The following is a 17,363-nucleotide window of genomic DNA, read 5'->3' as shown; positions in this document are numbered from 1 at the left end:
GCTCCTTGGGTGGCAGTGCGAGCAGGCCCAGGGCCTCGGCGGCCTCCTCGGGCCCGCCGAGCGCCAGGTGCGCGGCGGCGACGGTGATGTGCATCTGTGTGGCCGTCCCGTACGCGTGCGGCGCCGGGTCGGACAGCGCGCCGGTGCCCTCACGCGGCGCAGGCGTTTACGGCCGGGCGCCAGGCGCGGCGCGGCATCAGTCACAGTCCGCGAAGTAGCGACATCAGGAGAACGCCGTGAGCGGCTTCATCACCCAGGCCCGCGAAGGACACCCCGAGGTGAAGGCGGCGTTCCGCTTCGTCGCCGAATGGTGCGACGGACACCTGATCGACGGCGCGCCCGCCATCGCACACGCCCGGAAAGTCATCCGCACCCTCGCAGCCCACTGCCCGGACGCACACGTCCACGTCATCGCTGCGGCTGACGGCGGCCGCTGTTGCCGACAATATCGTGGTGTTCGAGCACGCCGTCGACCTCGCCGAGCACGCCCCTGACACGGCCGCCTTCTGGGCCGGACGCCCCGCCTTCACACGGCTGCTGCTCTACTTCCACCGCGTCCAGCGCGCGGCCGACCGCGTGGTGCCGCAGTCCATGAGCCTCGCGTACGGACGTCTGCCGGCCCGAGGCCCGAAGGCGACCGCGGCCACCTGAGACGCGTCTGGGCGGTCCCCACGGCACAAGGGCCTGCTTGCCTGGTTTTGTACGTGGGAGGGTGCACGTTTCTCGTTGGTCTTGGGCAACGCTCAGCGATCCCGGGGCTCGGGTGTCGGTGCGAACTGACAACCGGTGGAGGCCGGGGCGTCCGGGCAGGCTTCGCCGCTGAGCGTCCGGCTGCTGCCTGCTCGCTGCTCACCCCCGCCGATCCCCGGGCTTGGCCTTTAGCCCGGTCTCTGGCCGAGGGGTCCCCGCCGATCGCTGCACTCGCGAGTCTGCTCAAGCAGGGAGGTGGGGTAACGCGCCGCCCGGATCTGCCCTGTTGGATCGTGCATACCGAGTCCGCCGCGAGTCGAACTCCTGGGCAGATACCATGCCGGTGTGGGCGAAGGTTCCGCTCTGCGCTTTCTCACAGCGTGGGAGTACGGTGAGGGCAGGCCGGGCCGTATCCGGGTGGTGTCCCACCCAGTCCCGCAGCGAGCTTCCGGTTCCGCCCCGGCGTCCCCCTTGCGACCGGAGGCTGCCATGCCCGTACCGCCCTTAACGTCAGCTGGCCGCGACGGCCCGAACGGCTCGTCACGAGAGGCACGGGTTTCCGCCGCGCTGATCGACCTCGCCGACACCCTCGTCGCCGACTTCGATGCGGCCGCCTTCCTCTACCGCGTCACCGAACACTGCACCGCCCTCCTCGACATCGACGACGCCGGCCTGATGCTCGCGGCCGCACCCGGGTCCCTGCGCCTGATCGCCGCCACCTCCGAAGCCGCCCGCACCGTCGAACTCTTCGAACTCGACGCCAGCGAAGGCCCCTGCCATACCGCCTTCCACACCTCCACCACCGTAGAGCACACCTTCTCCGCCACCGCGACCCCGCGCTGGCCCCGCTTCAGCACCCACGCCCACCGTGCCGGCTACACCTCCATCCACGCCACCCCCGTCCTGCGGCGCAGCAACACCCTCGGCGTGCTCAACCTCTTTCGCCGCGCCCCCGGCCGACTGCCGATAGAAGACCGGGACACCGCCCGGGCCTTGGCCGACATCACCGCCATCTCCCTGCTGCTGCAGAGCACCCTCGAAGAGCACCGCACCGTGCAGGACCAGCTCCAGCACGCCCTGAACAACCGCAACATCATCGAGCAGGCCAAAGGATTCCTCACCGCCCGCCACCCCACCGACCCCGACACCGCCTTCCACCGGATACGCACTCACGCCCGCCACCACCATCTGCGCCTGACCGACCTCTCCCGCGACATCGTCAACGGCACCGTCACCCTTCCCCCCCCACCCGACGACATGGCGACCGCGTGAAGGCGTACTTGCCGCGACGCCGACGCCGGCCCAGCAGGGGCCCGCCCCCGGCGGATCCTGCGACGAAGCGCCGGTACCGAGGCAGATACCAGACGGATGTGCGTACCGGGCAACAGCACAGAGCCGACGGACCGGAAGACGCGTAGCGTCGGTGACAGTCGGCTGCCGACCCCCCGCAGGCGGTCAGGCTGCCCGGTATCCCAGCTCCCGACTCCGGACGGGCGTCCGCAATACCGGGAGCAAGCAGACAGCCCCGGACCGGGCGTCATAGGCCGCTCTCCCGCGGTGCGCATCTGAGTACATGGTTCGTCGGCGCCCGCAACTGCTGGGCCCGTGCCCGCTCGGGCAGGAGGAAGGGCCGGCGCCGGTGGCTATTTGGAACGGGACGGACCCTTCAGGAAGAAGTGTTGTTGAGCCGCCGTAGGCTGACCCGGGCAGCCGCGAGGATGCGCCTGTTGTTGCTGCTCATGCGCCGCCCGTCCAGGCGGGAGGCTGCCGCAGCGGCACTCATCGCCGAAGTCCGGATGCCGGCTTCCCGGGCGGCCCGGCACACCCGCTCGGCTCTGCGCCGCATGAGGATTTGCCTGACCAGCTTCGTATCCACAGGTCCCTCGGGCCAGCCGATCGCGCGAACACGTACGGGGCGGCGGCGTGGGTGTCAGCGGCCTTGAGGTGGGGGCGGGCCGAGCCGGGTCGTCACCGGCGTCTGGCCGCCTCCGGCCCGATCCGTCTGGCCCCGATCGCCTTCCCCTGGAACAGGCGAGCAGCCTCTGCCCCTGCCCCTGGCCGGTATGCGCCCGCGTGCCCTGGCCGACGGCGCACGTGACAGCTCGGCTGACGTTCGGTGGCTGGGCGCCTATGCGGGGCGTACGGTCCGGCGCCTGCCGCGCACCCGTCTCCACGGTCGGCGACTGTGGCTCGTGGCAGGCTGAGATGCACCTGCTCCTGCGAGCAGAACTTGCTGCCGTCAGGTGGCGGCTGCCAGGGCGCGAGGACGGTCTCCGCCGGGCCTGTCCTCGCGCCCAACCCATCTCGTTGCTTCGAGAGGCCGACAGGCCAGACGGGACGCGCTTCGGCATGAAAGATCCGTCCAGCAGGAAGGCATCGGGTCTCTGTGACACATGGCGTGGCCGGCACTCAATGTGCGACGGCCTCGCACCAGTGAGGGCGCAGACGGCCCCCACCCCGGGGGACACGCGCCGGGGTGGCTCCGGGCGACCGGAACCTGGGGATGGACTCCGGGGTATGCGCCCCGGCACACGGGGGCCTCCCGCCTCGCCGATTCCGCAGGCCGAAAGAGGTACAGCTCGCGGCCGGCGAAGGCCCGGCCCTCGACGCGGCAGCCCCTGGCCAACCGGTGCTCCATTCGGACCGCATGCCCGGCCGACGCCCCACCCCTTCTTCGCGCACACGACGCCGGAAAGCTGCCTCGGCCAGGGCATCCCAGTACGGTTCCGAGGCCGTCACGAGGGAGGGGCCGGCGCCAGTGCGTTGTTCCAGTCGCCGTGAAAGGCGTTGGGTGTGATCGGCAGGGAGTGAAATTCGGCGGGCGCGGCGGTGGTGCCGAGGGGGTAGTCGCCGGTGTCCAGCTCGGCCGCGGTGGACGTTGCGGTGATCGTCTCAAGCACGACCTGCGCTTGGCGTTGATGATGCGGTAGTGGTTGTTGCGCAGGGTGGTGGTGTCGCGCCGGTTGTCCTGGACGTAGTCGTGGCGTTCCTGGTCGACGTCGTGCCAGGTGTTGTGTCCGTTGCCAGTGTGTACGCGTGCTTCCTGGTGGCCGGTGTTCTTGACGGTGACCCATTTGGCGTTCAAGGAGCGGTTGGAGCCGTCGTCGCAGCCGGGGGAGTCGGCCTGGACCGTGCCGATGACGACGGGGGAGCGGTGGGGGCAGGGTGTGGGCGCCGCTGACGGCGGTGGCGGGCAGGGCGGAGGCGGTGACCACCGTGGCCGAGCTGAGGGCGACTGCCATGAGACGGGCGGAACGGGACATGACCAACCTCCTGCGGACGGCCCCGCCCGGGGGCGGGGCCGGTAGGATGAGATGCCCGGACGGCTGCCGGGCGCCCCCGCTGCACGTCCGCCGGTCAGAGCGTGGTTGAAGATGTGACGGCCCATAACAGAACGCGGACATTTGTACAGCCTCTCTGTGTCCGCAGTGCACACCACCGCGCCCGCACGTCGGTCACGCGCCCCCGGCACTCCGCACCGCACAGGTCCTTGCCCTGGCTCTTTGCTGGGTCTGTGGCCTGCGGGGGCCTCCGTACGGGCGTGCCCGTACGGAGGCGGTTGCAGGGAACGCGTGTTCATGCCGAAGAGTGTTCGCGAAGGCGGTGCGGGCGAGAGGAGAACCGTTCAGGCGGGGGCGCGCGCAGAACTCTGCGCTGCCTTCCGGCGCACCGGTCGTTTGATCCGATGCGACGCGCTGAACATTCCTGCTCGGTCCTGTCAAGGCTGACCAATAAGGCCCGGTGAGCCGGATGTCCGTCGTCTGGGCGGCGTACCTCGGCGCAGGGGGCCGGCCGGGCGTCATCGTTTCGGATGCGGGCACCTGGCCAGCACCAGGTGCCCGGTCCGTCACCTTCGACAAGATGATGGACCACCCGTGCAACATCTGGTGCAAAACAGCGTGCTGGTCGCCGAGTCGGCGACCGGGATGCTGACCGGCGCGGCGGCAGGCGCGCACGCCGGCTCCGGCGCCGCGGCCGCCCCCGGCGTCCTCGCGGGCAATCTGCTCCAGGCCCCGGTCCACCTGCCGATGAACCTGTGCGACAACACCGTCACCGCCATCAGCCTGTTCAACCTCGCCCTCGGCAACCACTGCGCCAACACCGGCGGTCGCCACCACCCGCCTGGCCACCAGCCGTCAGGGAATCACCAGCCTCCCGCTCACGTGTCCCAGCGGCCGTGTCTCCGGCCCGGCGGCAAGGGCCGGGTGGGCGGGCAGGCCGTCCCAGTTCCGGTGCTGGCCAGCACCGGCAGCGACGGTCTTGGTGCCTCGGTGGCCGCGAGCGGCGCGCTGCTGCTCGGCGCGTGGCATTCGTGCGCCGCAGCCGGAGCTCGCGCGCCTGGCCCCGTCCCTCCGGCACTACGACCAGCCGCACCTGGAAGCTTTTGGAGCGGGAGCCGCCAGTCCCGAGGACTCCGGCCTGGCGCCGTGCCCAGTCGGCACACCGGACCGGCGCACGGCGGGGTTGGGTGCCAGGCCCGAACGCGCTCCACGGTGCGCCATGATCACCGGCTTTCCCTTCACGGTGCCCGAGCGGTCTTGTGGAGGGAGCAACGAAGCGCCACCGCGGCCGGTCATGTACCGTTGCGGTTCTTCACCCGGTGATCTCGGTCAGTGGTGTCACAGTGATGGTGGCGGTGACAATGGCTCGGCGAAGAGCGCACTGCGTCCGGGGGTCAGGTCCATCCGCTGCCAGGCGCGGCTGTCTTCGGCCAGCGCGCGGACCGCGGCAGTGGTGTCGGCGAAAACGGGCAGCAGCGGACCGGTCCCCGTCCGTTCGATGACCTTGCGTACGGCGGGGCAGGGCCCGGCCAGCAGCAGTTCACCGCCGACCGAGTGCAGGCGCATGGCCTTGCGGACCAAAACGGCCAGGGCATCGATACTCAGCCGCTCCACCGCCGACACATCAAGAATTACCGTGGGTGCTGTCGCGCCGCACCGGATGACGGAGGCCAGACAGCTGACTGTCTCGCACGACCCGTCAGGAAGGGCCAGCAGATGGTACTGAGCAGGCCGTGCCGCCGTCATCAAAGCCCCACAGTCGCAGAGTTGGTCGCCCAGGCCCAAGAGTGCGCAGCCCGCATGGCGCAACGCGAGGACCGTGCCACTGACATACCCGGCCGCCCGAGCGCCACTCCGTCCCGCCGGCACGAAGTTCTCTACGCCTCTCTCCTGCTACGGGTAGCTGTTCTTCGCAGAACACTCACCAGTCCCTGACCGCAGGGCACCTGCACGGGGCAACCGGCAGAGGGGGCGCACGCAGGAGCACGGCGCGCCGAGGACCACGGCACCGGGCGGCAGCCGAAGACCGAGGGACGAAGCCTTGCTCCCCTCCCCGTCCCTTGTTCGAAGGGGGTGGACTCAAAGCCGCATCGGCCGGTCAGATGTGGTCAGTTCACGGCCGCACGCGGGCGCAAGGAGGCGGAAGAGCGCATTCCTTTGATAGGGAAACCGTTTGCTCCGACGGTTGCCGTGCAGTCCGTAAGGTGGCGTCCCACCGTCGGCAGGACACCTGTCGCAGGTGCCCTCTTCCGGCAAGGAGCTGGCCCACTTGAGCATTCGCTATCCCGCACCGCAGGGGAACGTCCGCACGGTGCGGCCCACCGGCGAACTCGACCTGTCGACGGCCCCGGCGCTGCGCGACCTCCTTCGCGGAAACGATGCAGCACCCGCGGCCCGCCTCATCGCCGACCTCACGGCCGTGACCTTCATGGACACCAGCGCCCTCACCGAACTCGAAACCGCCCTGGCCCGCAGCGAGGCCGTCGGCGGCTGGCTGCGCCTGGTCTACCACCAGCCCGCCATCGGCCGGCTGCTCCGGCTGACCGGACTGACCCGGCGCTTTCCCCGCTACGCCACCGTCCAGGACGCCTGTACAGGCCGTCCGGCCCAGGCCATAGCCGCCCGCTCTGCTGCCGCACCCGCAGGAGCGGCCGTACACGGGGTTGGCCCCCTGCACTGTGCCTGGCCCCACGCCCCGGCATGGCGCCATGAGCCTGCCGGACGCCTGGCAGGAGGCCGGCAGGGGTCGTAGCCGAAACCCGCGTGACCCTGCAGAAGAGGCCGAGCTTCTTGGCGGCCTGCGACATCATTTGCAGTACAGGCCCGGTGCTGGCGCTGGTCTCCCGGCGGGCGTGCGCCCGGCGTACGCCCGCCCGGTGTGCCGGGCGCCGCCGGAACTGCCGGGCAGGCCGGTTGTCCAGGGGCTTTGAGGGCACCCGGCACTCACCCGCCGTCCCGCCTGCGTACCCGGAAAGCGAGCCCCATGCCCCAGCCGCACGCCCGCACCCTGCGAGTCGAATACCTCCTGCCCCACACCGAGCGCGCGGCCTTGTGGGCCCGGCGCCTGACCGGCGTGTACCTCGGCCGAGAAGACACCGGGCGGCACCCCGTCGACACCTGCGACGCGGCGGTGGTGGTCTCCGAACTGGTCACCAACGCCGTCCGCCATACGCACGGCGCCTGCCGCCTGCGCTTATGCCTTTACAGCGGGCACCTGAGCGTCGAAGTGCACGATGACAGCCCGGCCCGGCTCCGGCCCCGGCCAGTCGGAGGGGAAGCGGAAGACGGCCGTGGCCTGGCTTTGGTTGGCGCCTTAGCCCAGACGCTGGATGTCCGCTGCGATCCGGGCGGCGGCAAGACCGTGCGGGCGACGCTGGGCACCGATCGAAAGCCGGCCGAGGTGACCGGCGGCTTCGCTGCGGCTGACGGCAGCACCCGAAGGCGGGCGTGAGGACGTCCGGGGGAGCCGCCCTCACGCCCGGGTGACCCGTCTGTTGGCGGCGACCCGCGGTCCAGGGGAGCAGGACGGTCAGCAGCCTGCCACGCCCGGGTGACGAACGGCGGCCATCCGCGTCAGGCTGCTGAGCGGCGCGGAGCGCCGCACAGCCGGGTGCTGCAACCCAGGGCCCGGTCGGGTCTCGCCGCGCCCCCTGGCCATGGCAGACCTCATGTCCCATGCGCCTCCTGTTGTCGCCGCCCGTGGTTCGTGCGGTCTTCGGGCGGGCCTTGCCGATTCCGCCTCCGGGCCCGGGCCGGCTGACGTACCGTACAGGCGGGCCCGCCTCGACGAGATGCGAGCACGAGGCGGGCCGCCTGCACGGCAGACCCCAAGCGTCTTGCGGACAAGGCGTTGGCGAGAATCTGGACGGCGATGCCGGGGCGCGATGCAGGAGCTTCATGATGCCGACGAGGCAGCGTTTGCCGACCGTGACCGAAGGCCAGCTCGGTCTCCATGCCCTTGCGCATGTTTCTGCGGAGGGCCGGGTGCTGCCCCGCAGGACCGCGCCGGGCCGGCCGGGGCTGACGGTCGCGTTCCGGTTCGGCCGAAAGGACACGTTGGCAAACGACAGGAACGGGGACTCGGCACCGGTGTGTCAACGAAGTGGGAAGAACAAGGGGCGCACGGCGCCCGGGTTCGACGGCGTGCGCCTGGTGCACGCGGCCGCCCGCAAGCGCGACCGGGCCCGCCTTCCCCAGCGGTTGTGCGCGGCCCTGTGCCGGGGCCTGCCGGTGGAGGAGGTGTCCTTGTGCCTGTCCACCAGCCCAACCTCCCAGCAGGTACTGGGCACCTGCGGAGCGGCGGCACTGTGCCTGGAAGAGGTGCAGTTCGAAACCGGCGAAGGCCCCGGCACCGACGCCGCCACCACCGGCCGCCCCGTGCTCTACCCCGACCTGCGCACCCAGCCGATGCCCTACCCCTTCTTCGCCCCGCGCCTGCAGGAGGAGGCAGCGCACGTGGCAGCCGTCTACGCCTTCCCTCTCAGCCTGGGCACGCACACCTTCGGCACCGCGCAATGCGTGCGCTTCGACCCGCTGTGCCTGAATGCTCTGGCGCTGGCTCAGGCGGCCGCGGCCATGGACGCGGCCGCGGGACTGGTCGCCGACTTCTGCCTGCCCCACTTCGCCGCCGACGACACGCTGCCCTGGGAGCCCGCAGAGACCATCGACGCGCACTGGGGCACCACCTACCGGGCCACCGGAGTGTTGGCCGGCATCCTGGATACTTCCGTCGCCGACGCCCTCGCGCGCCTGCGCGCCTTGGCCTTCGCCACCGGCCGTCCGCTGCCCGCCCTGGCCCACGACATCCTCCACAACCGGCGGCCGACGGCCGGCGGTGACGACTGACCCGGCTGACAGGCATCCGGTGGTCTCGCGGCATCCTGGCTGACGACAGCGTGCTGGGCTTCCGTCCGTCCGGGCGAGTGCCTGCTTTCGATCCCGGCTCCCCGCCCCAGCGCGTTGTTCCGTTGCACAAGCTGCGTCGTTGTGAACCTTGCGTCGGTGTAGATGTCTCCCTGCCCGCAGCAGAACACTTCGCTGCCCTGCCGCGGCAGCACGACAGCAACCCGGCACTGGCGGAACGTCAGGCGAACGGTGGCGCCCCGGATGGCTCGCGCCGACCGGGCGGGGCCGTGGAGAGACAGAGCGGGTGTTTACCGGTAGTTCGTTAAACCCGGCGTAGCGCGGGTTGACGGCACGACGGGTTCGCCGTAGGCAGGTGGTAGGAGCTCGACTGCCGTGCCGGAGGCTGACGATGACCTCCCGACGTCCCTGTCCGCCCGCGCCGGGACCGATGGAGGAGTACGCGGCCCGGTTCGACGAGGTGTCTGCCACCCTGGCCCAACGGCGAGGGTTCCGCGAGGGATCGTTCCGGCAGCGGTATTGGTGTCCATAGCTTCAGGCGCGGGCGGCCGCGACGGCGGCGATCCAGTGCCTGAACTCGACGGCGTAGTGCCGCAGGTGGTGGTCCAGGACCTCGTCCGGGCAGGAGACGGGGAAGTGGACCGTCAGGTTCGCGGTGAAGCCGTCGGCGGTGTCGCCGAACTGGATCAGCGCTCGCCGGACGACGGTGCCGTCGGCCAGGAAGAGATTGGAGGACATCTTTCGCCGGAACCCCGACTCTGGGAGGAGTTCGGCCGCGTCCTTGGCCCAGTCCAGCGCGTCGGTGCCCCAGCCGTCCATGTAGAGGGAGGCGACGTGGGGGCCGATGGTCTCCACCACGCGCACCGATCTCATCGGTGCCCATCACGTAGTGCTCGGGGTGCGCCGTGAGAAGCGGCTTCTCGTCGGCGGCGAAGGCTTTGTCCATCCAGGCCGGGCACTCACCCGAGGTCAGGCCCTTCGTCGCGAGCACGGTGGTGCCCCTCTTGAAGGTGCCGTCGGAGGTGCGGGCGCTTTCGCGCAGGAAGGCGTTGCCCTCCCCGATCTCGGCGGCCAAGAGGTCGAGGAGTCCCTGGCGGCCGAGCAGCGTCCGGAAGCGGTCCACTGCGCGGCGGGCGTAGAACAGCTCGAAGTCGTCGGTGCTCCGGCGCCAGTGGGTCCGGCCTGAAGTGTCACGGTGACGGACGGAGTTATCTGGTTCTCGGGCATGGTCGAACCTACCTCCTGTGGCCCGATGCCCGTCAGGATGCGCACACTGCACCATCTCCGCTCGGACTGCACTTCCCTTGCCCGCTCTTGCCATTCCTGTGACCACACATGTCACTTCGGCTCCAGGAAGCGACCGCATGGTGTCGGGTGCACGGCTGTTCAGATGCCGGGGCTCGCGGTTGCCTCCGACGGCGACTCCATGGTGGCGGAAGCCTCAGCGGGGATGGTCATGCCGATCCTGTCGTTGTCGTGGGCCACCTCCAGCCGTGCCGTATAGGAGCCGGGGGCTTGGGGGCGGAAGGTGACGACCAGAGTGCAGACGATCTGCCGGTCACCAGTGGTCGAGCACCCTTGGTGCTGCACGGTCAAGGATGGCGGCTGGGTCTGCGGGATGATGGAGAAGGTGACGTGTTCTTTGGTATCACAGTTGTAGCCGGTGTAGGTGAGGGTGCGGCTGCTTTCGCTCCCCACGCGCACGGTAGGGAATTGCGACGAGCTCTCACCCTCCAGTTGACAGTCGGAAGGCCGGCGGCTGGAGGACGGCGGGGTGTCGGGATAGGACGGCATGTCCGGTGGGCCGGAGGCAGGCAGCCGGGATCTGCCGCCCTGGCTGGTGCCCCGCTCCGCAGGCTTCTCGGAGGACCCGCCCGCTCCCGGGCGCGAGGGGGCGTGTGTGCCGTGGTGGCCGGGAGCGGTGGTGAAGCCGGGAGCGGAATGGGAGGTGGGCCCGGAGCGGGCGGCAGGCGGGCTGTCGCCACCCGCGGTGAGCAGTCCTGCCAGCAGGCCCCCCACCCCCAGCACCATCACCCCGATCCCGGCCGCCAGTGGAGTGCTCGCTGCTGATCCTGAGCCATCCGGCGGTTCGGCCCCGCCTTCCTGCGGGCTATCTGCCGTCGTCGGGCCCGTACCGCCAATGGCCTGACCGGCGGTGATGCCGCCTGCCGCGGAAGCCAGCGCCGCGGTCGCACTCGCCAGGCCCAGAGCCTTGCGCCGTACGTCCTCCTCCTGTGCGAAGTACCTCATGTCCTTGGTGGCACCGAGCCTGGTGGCGGCCGCGCCGCCGAGCGTCAACGCCTCCTTCCAGGCACCCCAGCACAGGCTGCGGGCCAGTACAGGTGCGGCGGCCCGCGCCAAATCCCGTACGGCCGTGTCGTGGCCCTGTTGTGCCGCCGACGCGAGCGCGCGCCGCACCAGCCCTGTCCCGGCGGCGACCTCACGTCGGCCGGGACGCTGGCTGATCCAGTCGGCGAGTGCGGGGGCGGCGCCGGACGCGGTCCGCAGGGCGCCGGACCGTTGGGCGGTCAGGACGGCGAGCTGACCACCGGCGCGGTAGCCACCACTTTCCCGGGTGACCAGGCGCAACTGCTGTAGCTCCGCCAGGGCCCCCGGCGCGGGTGTGCCGGCACCGACCGCCCCGAGAAGGGCCGTGGGCACGGGAAGCGGATGGAAGGCACACAGGGCACCGAGCAGCCGGGCGGCCTCCTGCCCGAGCCGTCCGGCGAGCCCGGAGGCCACCGCGGCCTCGTCTGCGGTGAAGGCCGTGGCGGCGGCGCTGCCTCCCGCCTCCAACAGGGCCGCCGAGGCGACCAGGGCGCGCGGATGCCCGTGCACCTCGGCGGCGAACCGGGCGGCGTCCCGGGCCTCGGCGTCGCTGAGCGGCCGCTGGAGTTCCTGTTCGAGCAGGGCGAGCGAAGCGCTCACCGGCAGACCGCCGATCCGGCAGGCTCGGATACCGGCCCCCGATTCCGCCGAACCGTGCTCGGTCGAGGAGGCCAGCACGTCACAGCCGGGTAGCGCGTCCCGCAGCGCGGCAAGCCCGCCGGGATCGGGATCCTCGAAGTCGTCGACGACGACCAGGGCTTCCACCGGCGCCATGAGCCGCTTCAGGCGCGCCGTGCCGGGCTTGTAGTCCTCGGTGTCGTAACAGGATTGGAAAATTTGCTGGAGTACATCTTCGACGCCTAGGCCGGCCGCTTGAACGAAGACCACCGGGGCGTCCGGTCCGCGGTCCGCGGCGACGCGGCTCAGCAGGGCCGTCCTGCCGCTGCCTGGCGGGCCGTGCACCCGGACGGCATAACCCTCGGCGAGCCGGGTGTCGATGCGGGCGCGTTCCCCGTCGCGCCCGAGCAGCACAGGCGCTCGTGGGGGCCGGACCCACTCCGCCGGCCGGGGGCGGCGTCGGACCTGCGGTGGTCCCCCAGCGCTCGGCGCCACGGACGATCCGTGGTCCAGCACGACGATGTGGTTCACAACGTTGACGTCGTTGTGATCGCCGACGACCAACTGCCCGTGCACGTTCTGTACTTGGACGCTCGTACCCAACTGCCGCTCCGTCCCCCGTGCCGGCCACTGGGACAGCAATACAACAACCCGCGGTCCGACTCGACGCTATGCCACGTCTTGGGCAAGTATGACTTGTCGGCCACCTTTTCTGCCAGAATCGGGACACCTCTGGGACACCTTTGCCTGCGGGTGTCCCTTCAGAGATTGGCCCATGCCAGCCGCACGGGCTGCGACGGCGTCTCGGCGGAGAACGCCCGCAAGACGCTCGTGCCGGGCTCTCCGCTGATGACCATGAGCGGAGTGATCAACCGCCTCCGTTGGGTTGAGTGCTACTGATTCCAGGCGGTCTTCCTCGGGGAGGAAGACCGGGCACCATGACGGGTAAACCCCGACCGCGAGATGGGTGTCACATGACCCGCCGACCAGTCCCTAGACAGGGATCGAGGACAGTAACTGTCCTCGATGGGGTCTACGGTCGGCTTCGGGTCGCTGATCGGACGGCTCGCAGGAAGGGTGGCAGCCGGTAGCCGCCTTTGGCCCCGAGCTGCCGGCCGCTGTGCAAGGAGTACGACCATGAGCATGTCCGAGGCCGCTGACCGCGCCGACACCTGGCCCTGCGGCTGCGGCCCGCGGCCCGCGTACGCTCCCGCGCGTTCGACCACATCGGCCTCGCCCGCACCCACCTGGCCGTCGGTGAACTGGCCGGGGCCTGCCAGGAGGCGACCACCGCCCTCACCATCGCCGAGGGATTGCACAGCACCCGCATCGCAGACCGGCTCAGCGAACTCCACGACGAAAAACCGAGACCTACGCGAGCAGCAACGACATCAGCGTCCTACGCGAGCGCCTGGAAGACGCGGTCACCACCATGCGGTGAACCGGGCAAGGAGGCGGCCCCGGCCATGGGCGCCGCCCCCTTGGCGCCACCGCGGTGAGGCACCGTGCACCTATGCGGTCCGGCGCGGCTTCGCTACCGTCAGCAGTGGCACTGAAGCCCCAGGGGAGGACTGATGGGCAGCACGAACGGTGCGGAGCCTGACCCGCCGCAGCGGGAAGAGGGAGACATCCCGGAGACTGACGACCAGACCGGCGACGAGAACGGGCACGAGGACGAAGACGAAGACCCGGGGGTGCCCGACGAATGACCGCCAGCGTCCCGGGCCCCGCGGAGCTGCGCGAGGAGTGCGCCACCGGCATTGCGGCGTACGGGTACTTCGACGAACAGGAGTGGCTGCGGGACGCCTTCCTGGCGGTGCCGCGCGAGCACTTCGTTCCCCGACGCGTGTGGTGGCCCAAGGCGGACGACGACGGCCGATACCCCGTCCTGGACCGGGACGAGCAACCGGAGCGATGGCTGAAAGCGGTATACCGCCCGCTGACGGCTCTGATCACTCAGGTCGCCGACGGCGCGGTCCGCATCGAGGACGGCCCGACCGCCAGCTCCGACTTCACGTCCTCCATCTCGTGCCCGGCCGTCGTCGTCAACATGCTGCGCCACCTCGCCCCCCAGGCTGGTGACCGCATCCTGGAGATCGGCACCGGCACCGGCTACAGCACCGCCCTGCTGTGCGAACGCGTCGGGGCGGAACACGTCGTCACCGTCGAGATCCAGGAGGCGCTGGCGAAGCGCGCCGAGGAACGGCTCGGTGCGCTCGGGTACCGGCCGCAGGTCGTGTGCGCTGACGGCGAGCAGGGCTGGGAGCCGGGCGCCCCATACGACCGACTCCTGTCCACCGCAGGCGTACGGCAGGTCCCGCCGGCGTGGCTGCGACAGGTCAGGCCCGGCGGGCTGATCATCACGCCGCTGGCCACCCCGATGCGCTGTGACGTTCTTGCGTGGCTGCGCCCCGACGGCCAGGGCGGCGGCGAAGGCGGACTGATCGACACGGTGCACTTCATGAAGACGCATTCGCAGCGCGCGAGGAGACCGTGGCGGGAGCTGGGCTGGCCGCGCTGGCCGGACTGGTCGCTGACCGTCACACCCGAGGGCAGCCAACGCCTGCACACCCGGGACAGGTGACCGCGCTCGGGCCTGACCGGCGTTGTCAGAGGGCATTCGCAATCAGCGGCATGAAACCGAGCCCCCTGCTGCCTCCACCGCGCCGCGCGCGTGAAGCACGAGTTCGCTGACGTTTTTACCCCCTCGCAAGGCCAAGCTGCCCAACTGATTGAGACCGCCGAACTGCTCCAGTCCGCTTCCGGCCGCGATCACCCGGACCTCGTACCACCGTGGTGGACGCTCATCAAAGAGATCAGCTCTGACTACTCCATTTTTTGCTGTTGCACCCATGCCTGAACATCAGTCACTTTGAACTGAATATTTGCGTTCCGTCCGCGTCCGAACTTGTATGGAACCAAACCTGAGCGTGCGGCATCTCGGTACAGCCAGGTTATCGACATGTTCAAGTATTCGACGGTCTGTTTCGCGTCCATGAAGTGCGTCATTTGTCCTCCCTTCGGTGCCGTGCTCACTGGTCAGGCGGGCGAGCCGCGGCAAGTAACCAGTGCGGGAGGGAACGCCGGTTTGGCTAACCGGCGATCTGCTGCTATGTAGGGATCGTGCGGGCCGTGGAGCGCCCTGTGCGTCGTGCAGGTGTGGACCTGCTCAAGCCGCCAACCCGACGTTGAGGATCTTCGCCGCTCTGCCGATCGACCCCGGCATCAAGAATCTATAAGTCTTGAAGGTCACTTCGATGGAGCTGTGCCCCATCCATTCCGCCACGTCTGTGATGGGTATGTTATTCGAAAGGCAATTCGAAGTGAAGTAGTGGCGCATTGAATACAGGCGTAGGTCGTCGGGCAACCTTGCGGATTTCCTCGCCTTCCTCCACCGGAGGCTTGTGATGCTATTGGTTCAATAGTTGTCGCGTGTTGTGCGTAGGAGGAAGCCGTCTTCGTCGATCCCGAAATCTTCAGCATAGCGAAGTATGGACTGCCGTGTTTTGTCCGGCAGTGGCACTTCGCGAAAATCGCCTTTGCTGCGGTGCTTCAACGGTGCTCGTACCCCAGACTTGCAGCTGATCTGCTCGGTCACGCGATACACGTCATCAGCCACGATGTTGTTGATGTTCACCGCACATGCTTCCGCGGTCCTGAGGCCGCAACCGGACATGATGTCTACGAGGAGCTTGACCTCTGCGTCGCCGTGCTCACGCACCCGGGACAGCTCCTCGAAAGAGGGGATGGTCACCCTGTCGGGGGTGTACCTGGGAGGCGTGACTCCCTTCATCACGCCCGGAGCCGTGGCTCCTTGCTGTTCGGCCGCCCTGAGTACGGCTCTGAGTGTCTGGAAGGACCGCGACTGCACGCTGGCGCTGGCCCGTTCTCGTTCGAGCCCGAGAAGGAACGATTCTGCGACGCGAGGCGTAAACGTGTTCATGCGTCGGCTCCCCAGTCGGGGAATCAGCCAGTTGTGAAGAGACGGTTTGACGACTCGGTGCGAGCCCTCCGAGAGGTGGCGCTGCCGTTCCCACCATTCTGTGGCGAATGCGGCGAACCGCATCTCGCCGAGTTCCCGTCGCTGCTCGACGACATCCGCAGGCGTGCTGCGCTTCTCCGCGTATAGGCATTGAGTCGCGCAATTGCCTCGTCTTGGGTGCTGTACCCGCCCTCTTCGCGCTGCTTCCCGGATGCGTCCCGATACCTGATCACGTACGAGTGGGGGCACCGGGTGGGGGCTGAGCAGTGGCAGTTCTTACGGAACGTGCCCATGCCGCGGGCGAGCTTCTTGCTGGCAATGCTGACTACCTCCGGACCGATGCTGGCATTTTGCTGGCCTGCTGACCAGAAACTGTTCTCTGACCTGCTGCTTTGCCACTGTAACGGGCAATGCGGGGGATCGTCCGACCCGGGCGGACGTGATGTCGATAGCGCCCTTGTGACCTGCATCTTTGTGGGTCACAGGGGGTGGGGTGAGCCGAGGCGGGTGTGCGGGTTCCGTCAGATCTGACCGTTTCCGGTCGTGCTGATGCCGACTCGACGCTGACGAGCTGAGCGGCAGCTGCGGGCCGAGCGCCGTTCTGCGGCGGCCGTCCGGCGGCAGCCGGGGTCCGGCGGAGCCGCCGTCGGAAACCGGTGCCGTTCGACGCCCGTACGACGGTGATACGAGCGCCCGGCACTCCAATCGAGGCCAATAGCGGGCACCGTCCCGGGATACCTGTCGCCCGCCCCGCGGACAGGCACATGCTGTGGGCAGCACAGGTGCGGCGGGCGCCTTCGGGGCGCCGCGGGGGGATGGATGCTGGATCACGAGGTGGCGGTACACGCGGGACACCGCGCACGGCGGGCGCGCACCGTGCCGGCGGACGGCTGGGCCGACGGCACCCTGCTGGCCGAACTGCGCAAGCTCGAACCCGGCGCGCCCGGCCCCGTACAACTGGCCCTGATGCGGGCCGGAACCGCCCGGATGCACGCCCGCGGCGAAATCATGATCATGACCGGTGGCGCGGACACCTTCGTCCTGCTGCTGCTCGACGGCTTCGCCAAGGTCGCCACGACCGAACGCTCCGGCGTGACCGCGCTGATGGACATCAGAGCCGCCGGAGACGTGGTCGGCGAGTCCGCCGCGTTCGACGGCCGGCCCCGGTCGGCGACCGTCACCGCCGCCCAGCAGATGCTGGTCCGGCGGATCGCGCAGGACGAGTGGCTGCGGTGGGTCGGCCACAGCCCGGTGGCGGGGCTGGCGGTCAGCCGCAGCCTGGCCCACCGCAGCCGTACCGCGGTGCGCCGGCACACCCGGTTCGCGCACGGCCCGGTCATCGCCCGCCTGGCCAGCGCCGTCCTGGACCTGGCGGAGCAGTACGGAACCGCCGTACCGGACGGGCTGCTGGTCCGGCCGGGGCTCACCCAGGCGGAGTGGGGCGAGCTGATCGGCGCCCAGGAACGGCGGGTCCACCACATGCTGCACGAGCTCGCCCGCCTCGGCGTCCTGACGTTCGGACGGCGGCGGATCGTCGTGCGGTCCCTTCCCGCGCTGCGCGAGATCGCCGCGATCGGCCGGGACACACCGTGAGCGGGCCG

15 protein-coding genes and 2 pseudogenes are annotated in these 17,363 nt (G+C 69.8%); 11 read left to right on the top strand and 6 right to left on the bottom strand.

From position 1 onward, the window contains the following. Positions 1 to 453: 453 nt before the first annotated feature. A complete protein-coding gene (locus CP984_RS02665) occupies positions 454 to 651 on the top strand; it encodes a hypothetical protein (protein ID WP_030658501.1) in 198 nt (65 codons plus the stop codon). Between the two features lie 528 nt (positions 652 to 1,179). Then, on the top strand, positions 1,180 to 1,962 hold the full coding sequence (locus CP984_RS02660) for a GAF and ANTAR domain-containing protein (protein WP_030181424.1): 783 nt from the start codon (positions 1,180 to 1,182) through the stop codon (positions 1,960 to 1,962). A gap of 1,469 nt (positions 1,963 to 3,431) precedes the next feature. Here the strand turns inward: CP984_RS02660 and CP984_RS02655 are convergent. Beyond that, positions 3,432 to 3,596 (bottom strand): annotated as a pseudogene (locus CP984_RS02655) (ISAzo13 family transposase); the annotation flags it as partial. Between the two features lie 1,020 nt (positions 3,597 to 4,616). Between CP984_RS02655 and CP984_RS02645 the strand changes: the two are divergent. Beyond that, positions 4,617 to 5,294, top strand: a complete 678-nt coding sequence (locus CP984_RS02645) for a chaplin (protein ID WP_167748709.1) — start codon at positions 4,617 to 4,619, stop codon at positions 5,292 to 5,294. A gap of 15 nt (positions 5,295 to 5,309) precedes the next feature. Here CP984_RS02645 and CP984_RS02640 read toward each other — a convergent pair whose 3' ends face one another. Then, a complete protein-coding gene (locus CP984_RS02640; protein WP_078586938.1) occupies positions 5,310 to 5,717 on the bottom strand; it encodes an STAS domain-containing protein in 408 nt (135 codons plus the stop codon). Between the two features lie 523 nt (positions 5,718 to 6,240). Between CP984_RS02640 and CP984_RS02635 the strand changes: the two genes are divergently transcribed. From CP984_RS02635 to CP984_RS02625, 3 genes are all read left to right on the top strand, one after another. Beyond that, entirely contained in the window at positions 6,241 to 6,723 is a 483-nt protein-coding gene (locus CP984_RS02635) for an STAS domain-containing protein (RefSeq protein WP_050506198.1), read from the top strand. A gap of 231 nt (positions 6,724 to 6,954) precedes the next feature. Beyond that, positions 6,955 to 7,422, top strand: a complete 468-nt coding sequence (locus CP984_RS02630) for an ATP-binding protein (RefSeq protein ID WP_003979329.1) — start codon at positions 6,955 to 6,957, stop codon at positions 7,420 to 7,422. Positions 7,423 to 8,114: 692 nt separating this feature from the next. Next, a complete protein-coding gene (locus CP984_RS02625) occupies positions 8,115 to 8,816 on the top strand; it encodes a GAF and ANTAR domain-containing protein (protein WP_003979328.1) in 702 nt (233 codons plus the stop codon). A gap of 552 nt (positions 8,817 to 9,368) precedes the next feature. Here the strand turns inward: CP984_RS02625 and CP984_RS41830 are convergent. Next, complete coding sequence (locus CP984_RS41830; RefSeq protein WP_003979327.1) at positions 9,369 to 9,692, bottom strand: hypothetical protein; 324 nt, start codon at positions 9,690 to 9,692, stop codon at positions 9,369 to 9,371. Here CP984_RS41830 and CP984_RS41825 point away from each other — a divergent pair. After that, a complete protein-coding gene (locus CP984_RS41825; protein ID WP_226048594.1) occupies positions 9,679 to 10,020 on the top strand; it encodes a hypothetical protein in 342 nt (113 codons plus the stop codon). The two genes, CP984_RS41830 and CP984_RS41825, sit on opposite strands and share 14 nt — an antisense overlap. Positions 10,021 to 10,220: 200 nt before the next feature. Here the strand turns inward: CP984_RS41825 and CP984_RS02615 are convergent, their stop codons facing one another. Continuing rightward, positions 10,221 to 12,383, bottom strand: a complete 2,163-nt coding sequence (locus CP984_RS02615) for a hypothetical protein (protein ID WP_165417064.1) — start codon at positions 12,381 to 12,383, stop codon at positions 10,221 to 10,223. 177 nt (positions 12,384 to 12,560) lie between these two features. Here CP984_RS02615 and CP984_RS41820 point away from each other — a divergent pair. The 3 genes and pseudogenes from CP984_RS41820 to CP984_RS02605 form a co-directional block, all read left to right on the top strand. After that, a pseudogene (locus CP984_RS41820) lies at positions 12,561 to 12,677 on the top strand (mini-circle protein); the annotation flags it as partial. A 677-nt stretch (positions 12,678 to 13,354) separates the two neighbouring features. Continuing rightward, positions 13,355 to 13,489 carry a hypothetical protein gene (locus tag CP984_RS42555; protein ID WP_255304205.1) on the top strand — a complete coding sequence of 45 codons (135 nt, stop codon included), beginning with the start codon at positions 13,355 to 13,357 and terminating at the stop codon, positions 13,487 to 13,489. Continuing rightward, positions 13,486 to 14,364, top strand: a complete 879-nt coding sequence (locus CP984_RS02605; protein WP_030312370.1) for a methyltransferase domain-containing protein — start codon at positions 13,486 to 13,488, stop codon at positions 14,362 to 14,364. The genes CP984_RS42555 and CP984_RS02605 overlap by 4 nt, the downstream gene beginning before the upstream one ends. Positions 14,365 to 14,949: 585 nt before the next feature. Here CP984_RS02605 and CP984_RS42910 read toward each other — a convergent pair. Together CP984_RS42910 and CP984_RS02595 are read right to left on the bottom strand one after the other, a co-directional pair. Then, entirely contained in the window at positions 14,950 to 15,147 is a 198-nt protein-coding gene (locus CP984_RS42910; protein WP_003986941.1) for a site-specific integrase, read from the bottom strand. Positions 15,148 to 15,198: 51 nt separating this feature from the next. Further along, a complete protein-coding gene (locus CP984_RS02595) occupies positions 15,199 to 15,723 on the bottom strand; it encodes a site-specific integrase (RefSeq protein ID WP_129820859.1) in 525 nt (174 codons plus the stop codon). An 858-nt stretch (positions 15,724 to 16,581) separates the two neighbouring features. Here CP984_RS02595 and CP984_RS02590 point away from each other — a divergent pair. Further along, positions 16,582 to 17,355 (top strand): Crp/Fnr family transcriptional regulator, encoded by a 774-nt coding sequence (locus CP984_RS02590; RefSeq protein ID WP_003986939.1) that lies wholly within the window; start codon positions 16,582 to 16,584, stop codon positions 17,353 to 17,355. Positions 17,356 to 17,363 lie beyond the last annotated feature (8 nt).

The sequence above is a fragment of the Streptomyces rimosus genome (assembly GCF_008704655.1).
Taxonomy (GTDB): domain Bacteria; phylum Actinomycetota; class Actinomycetes; order Streptomycetales; family Streptomycetaceae; genus Streptomyces; species Streptomyces rimosus.
This window is presented reverse-complemented; position numbering and strand designations above follow the sequence as displayed.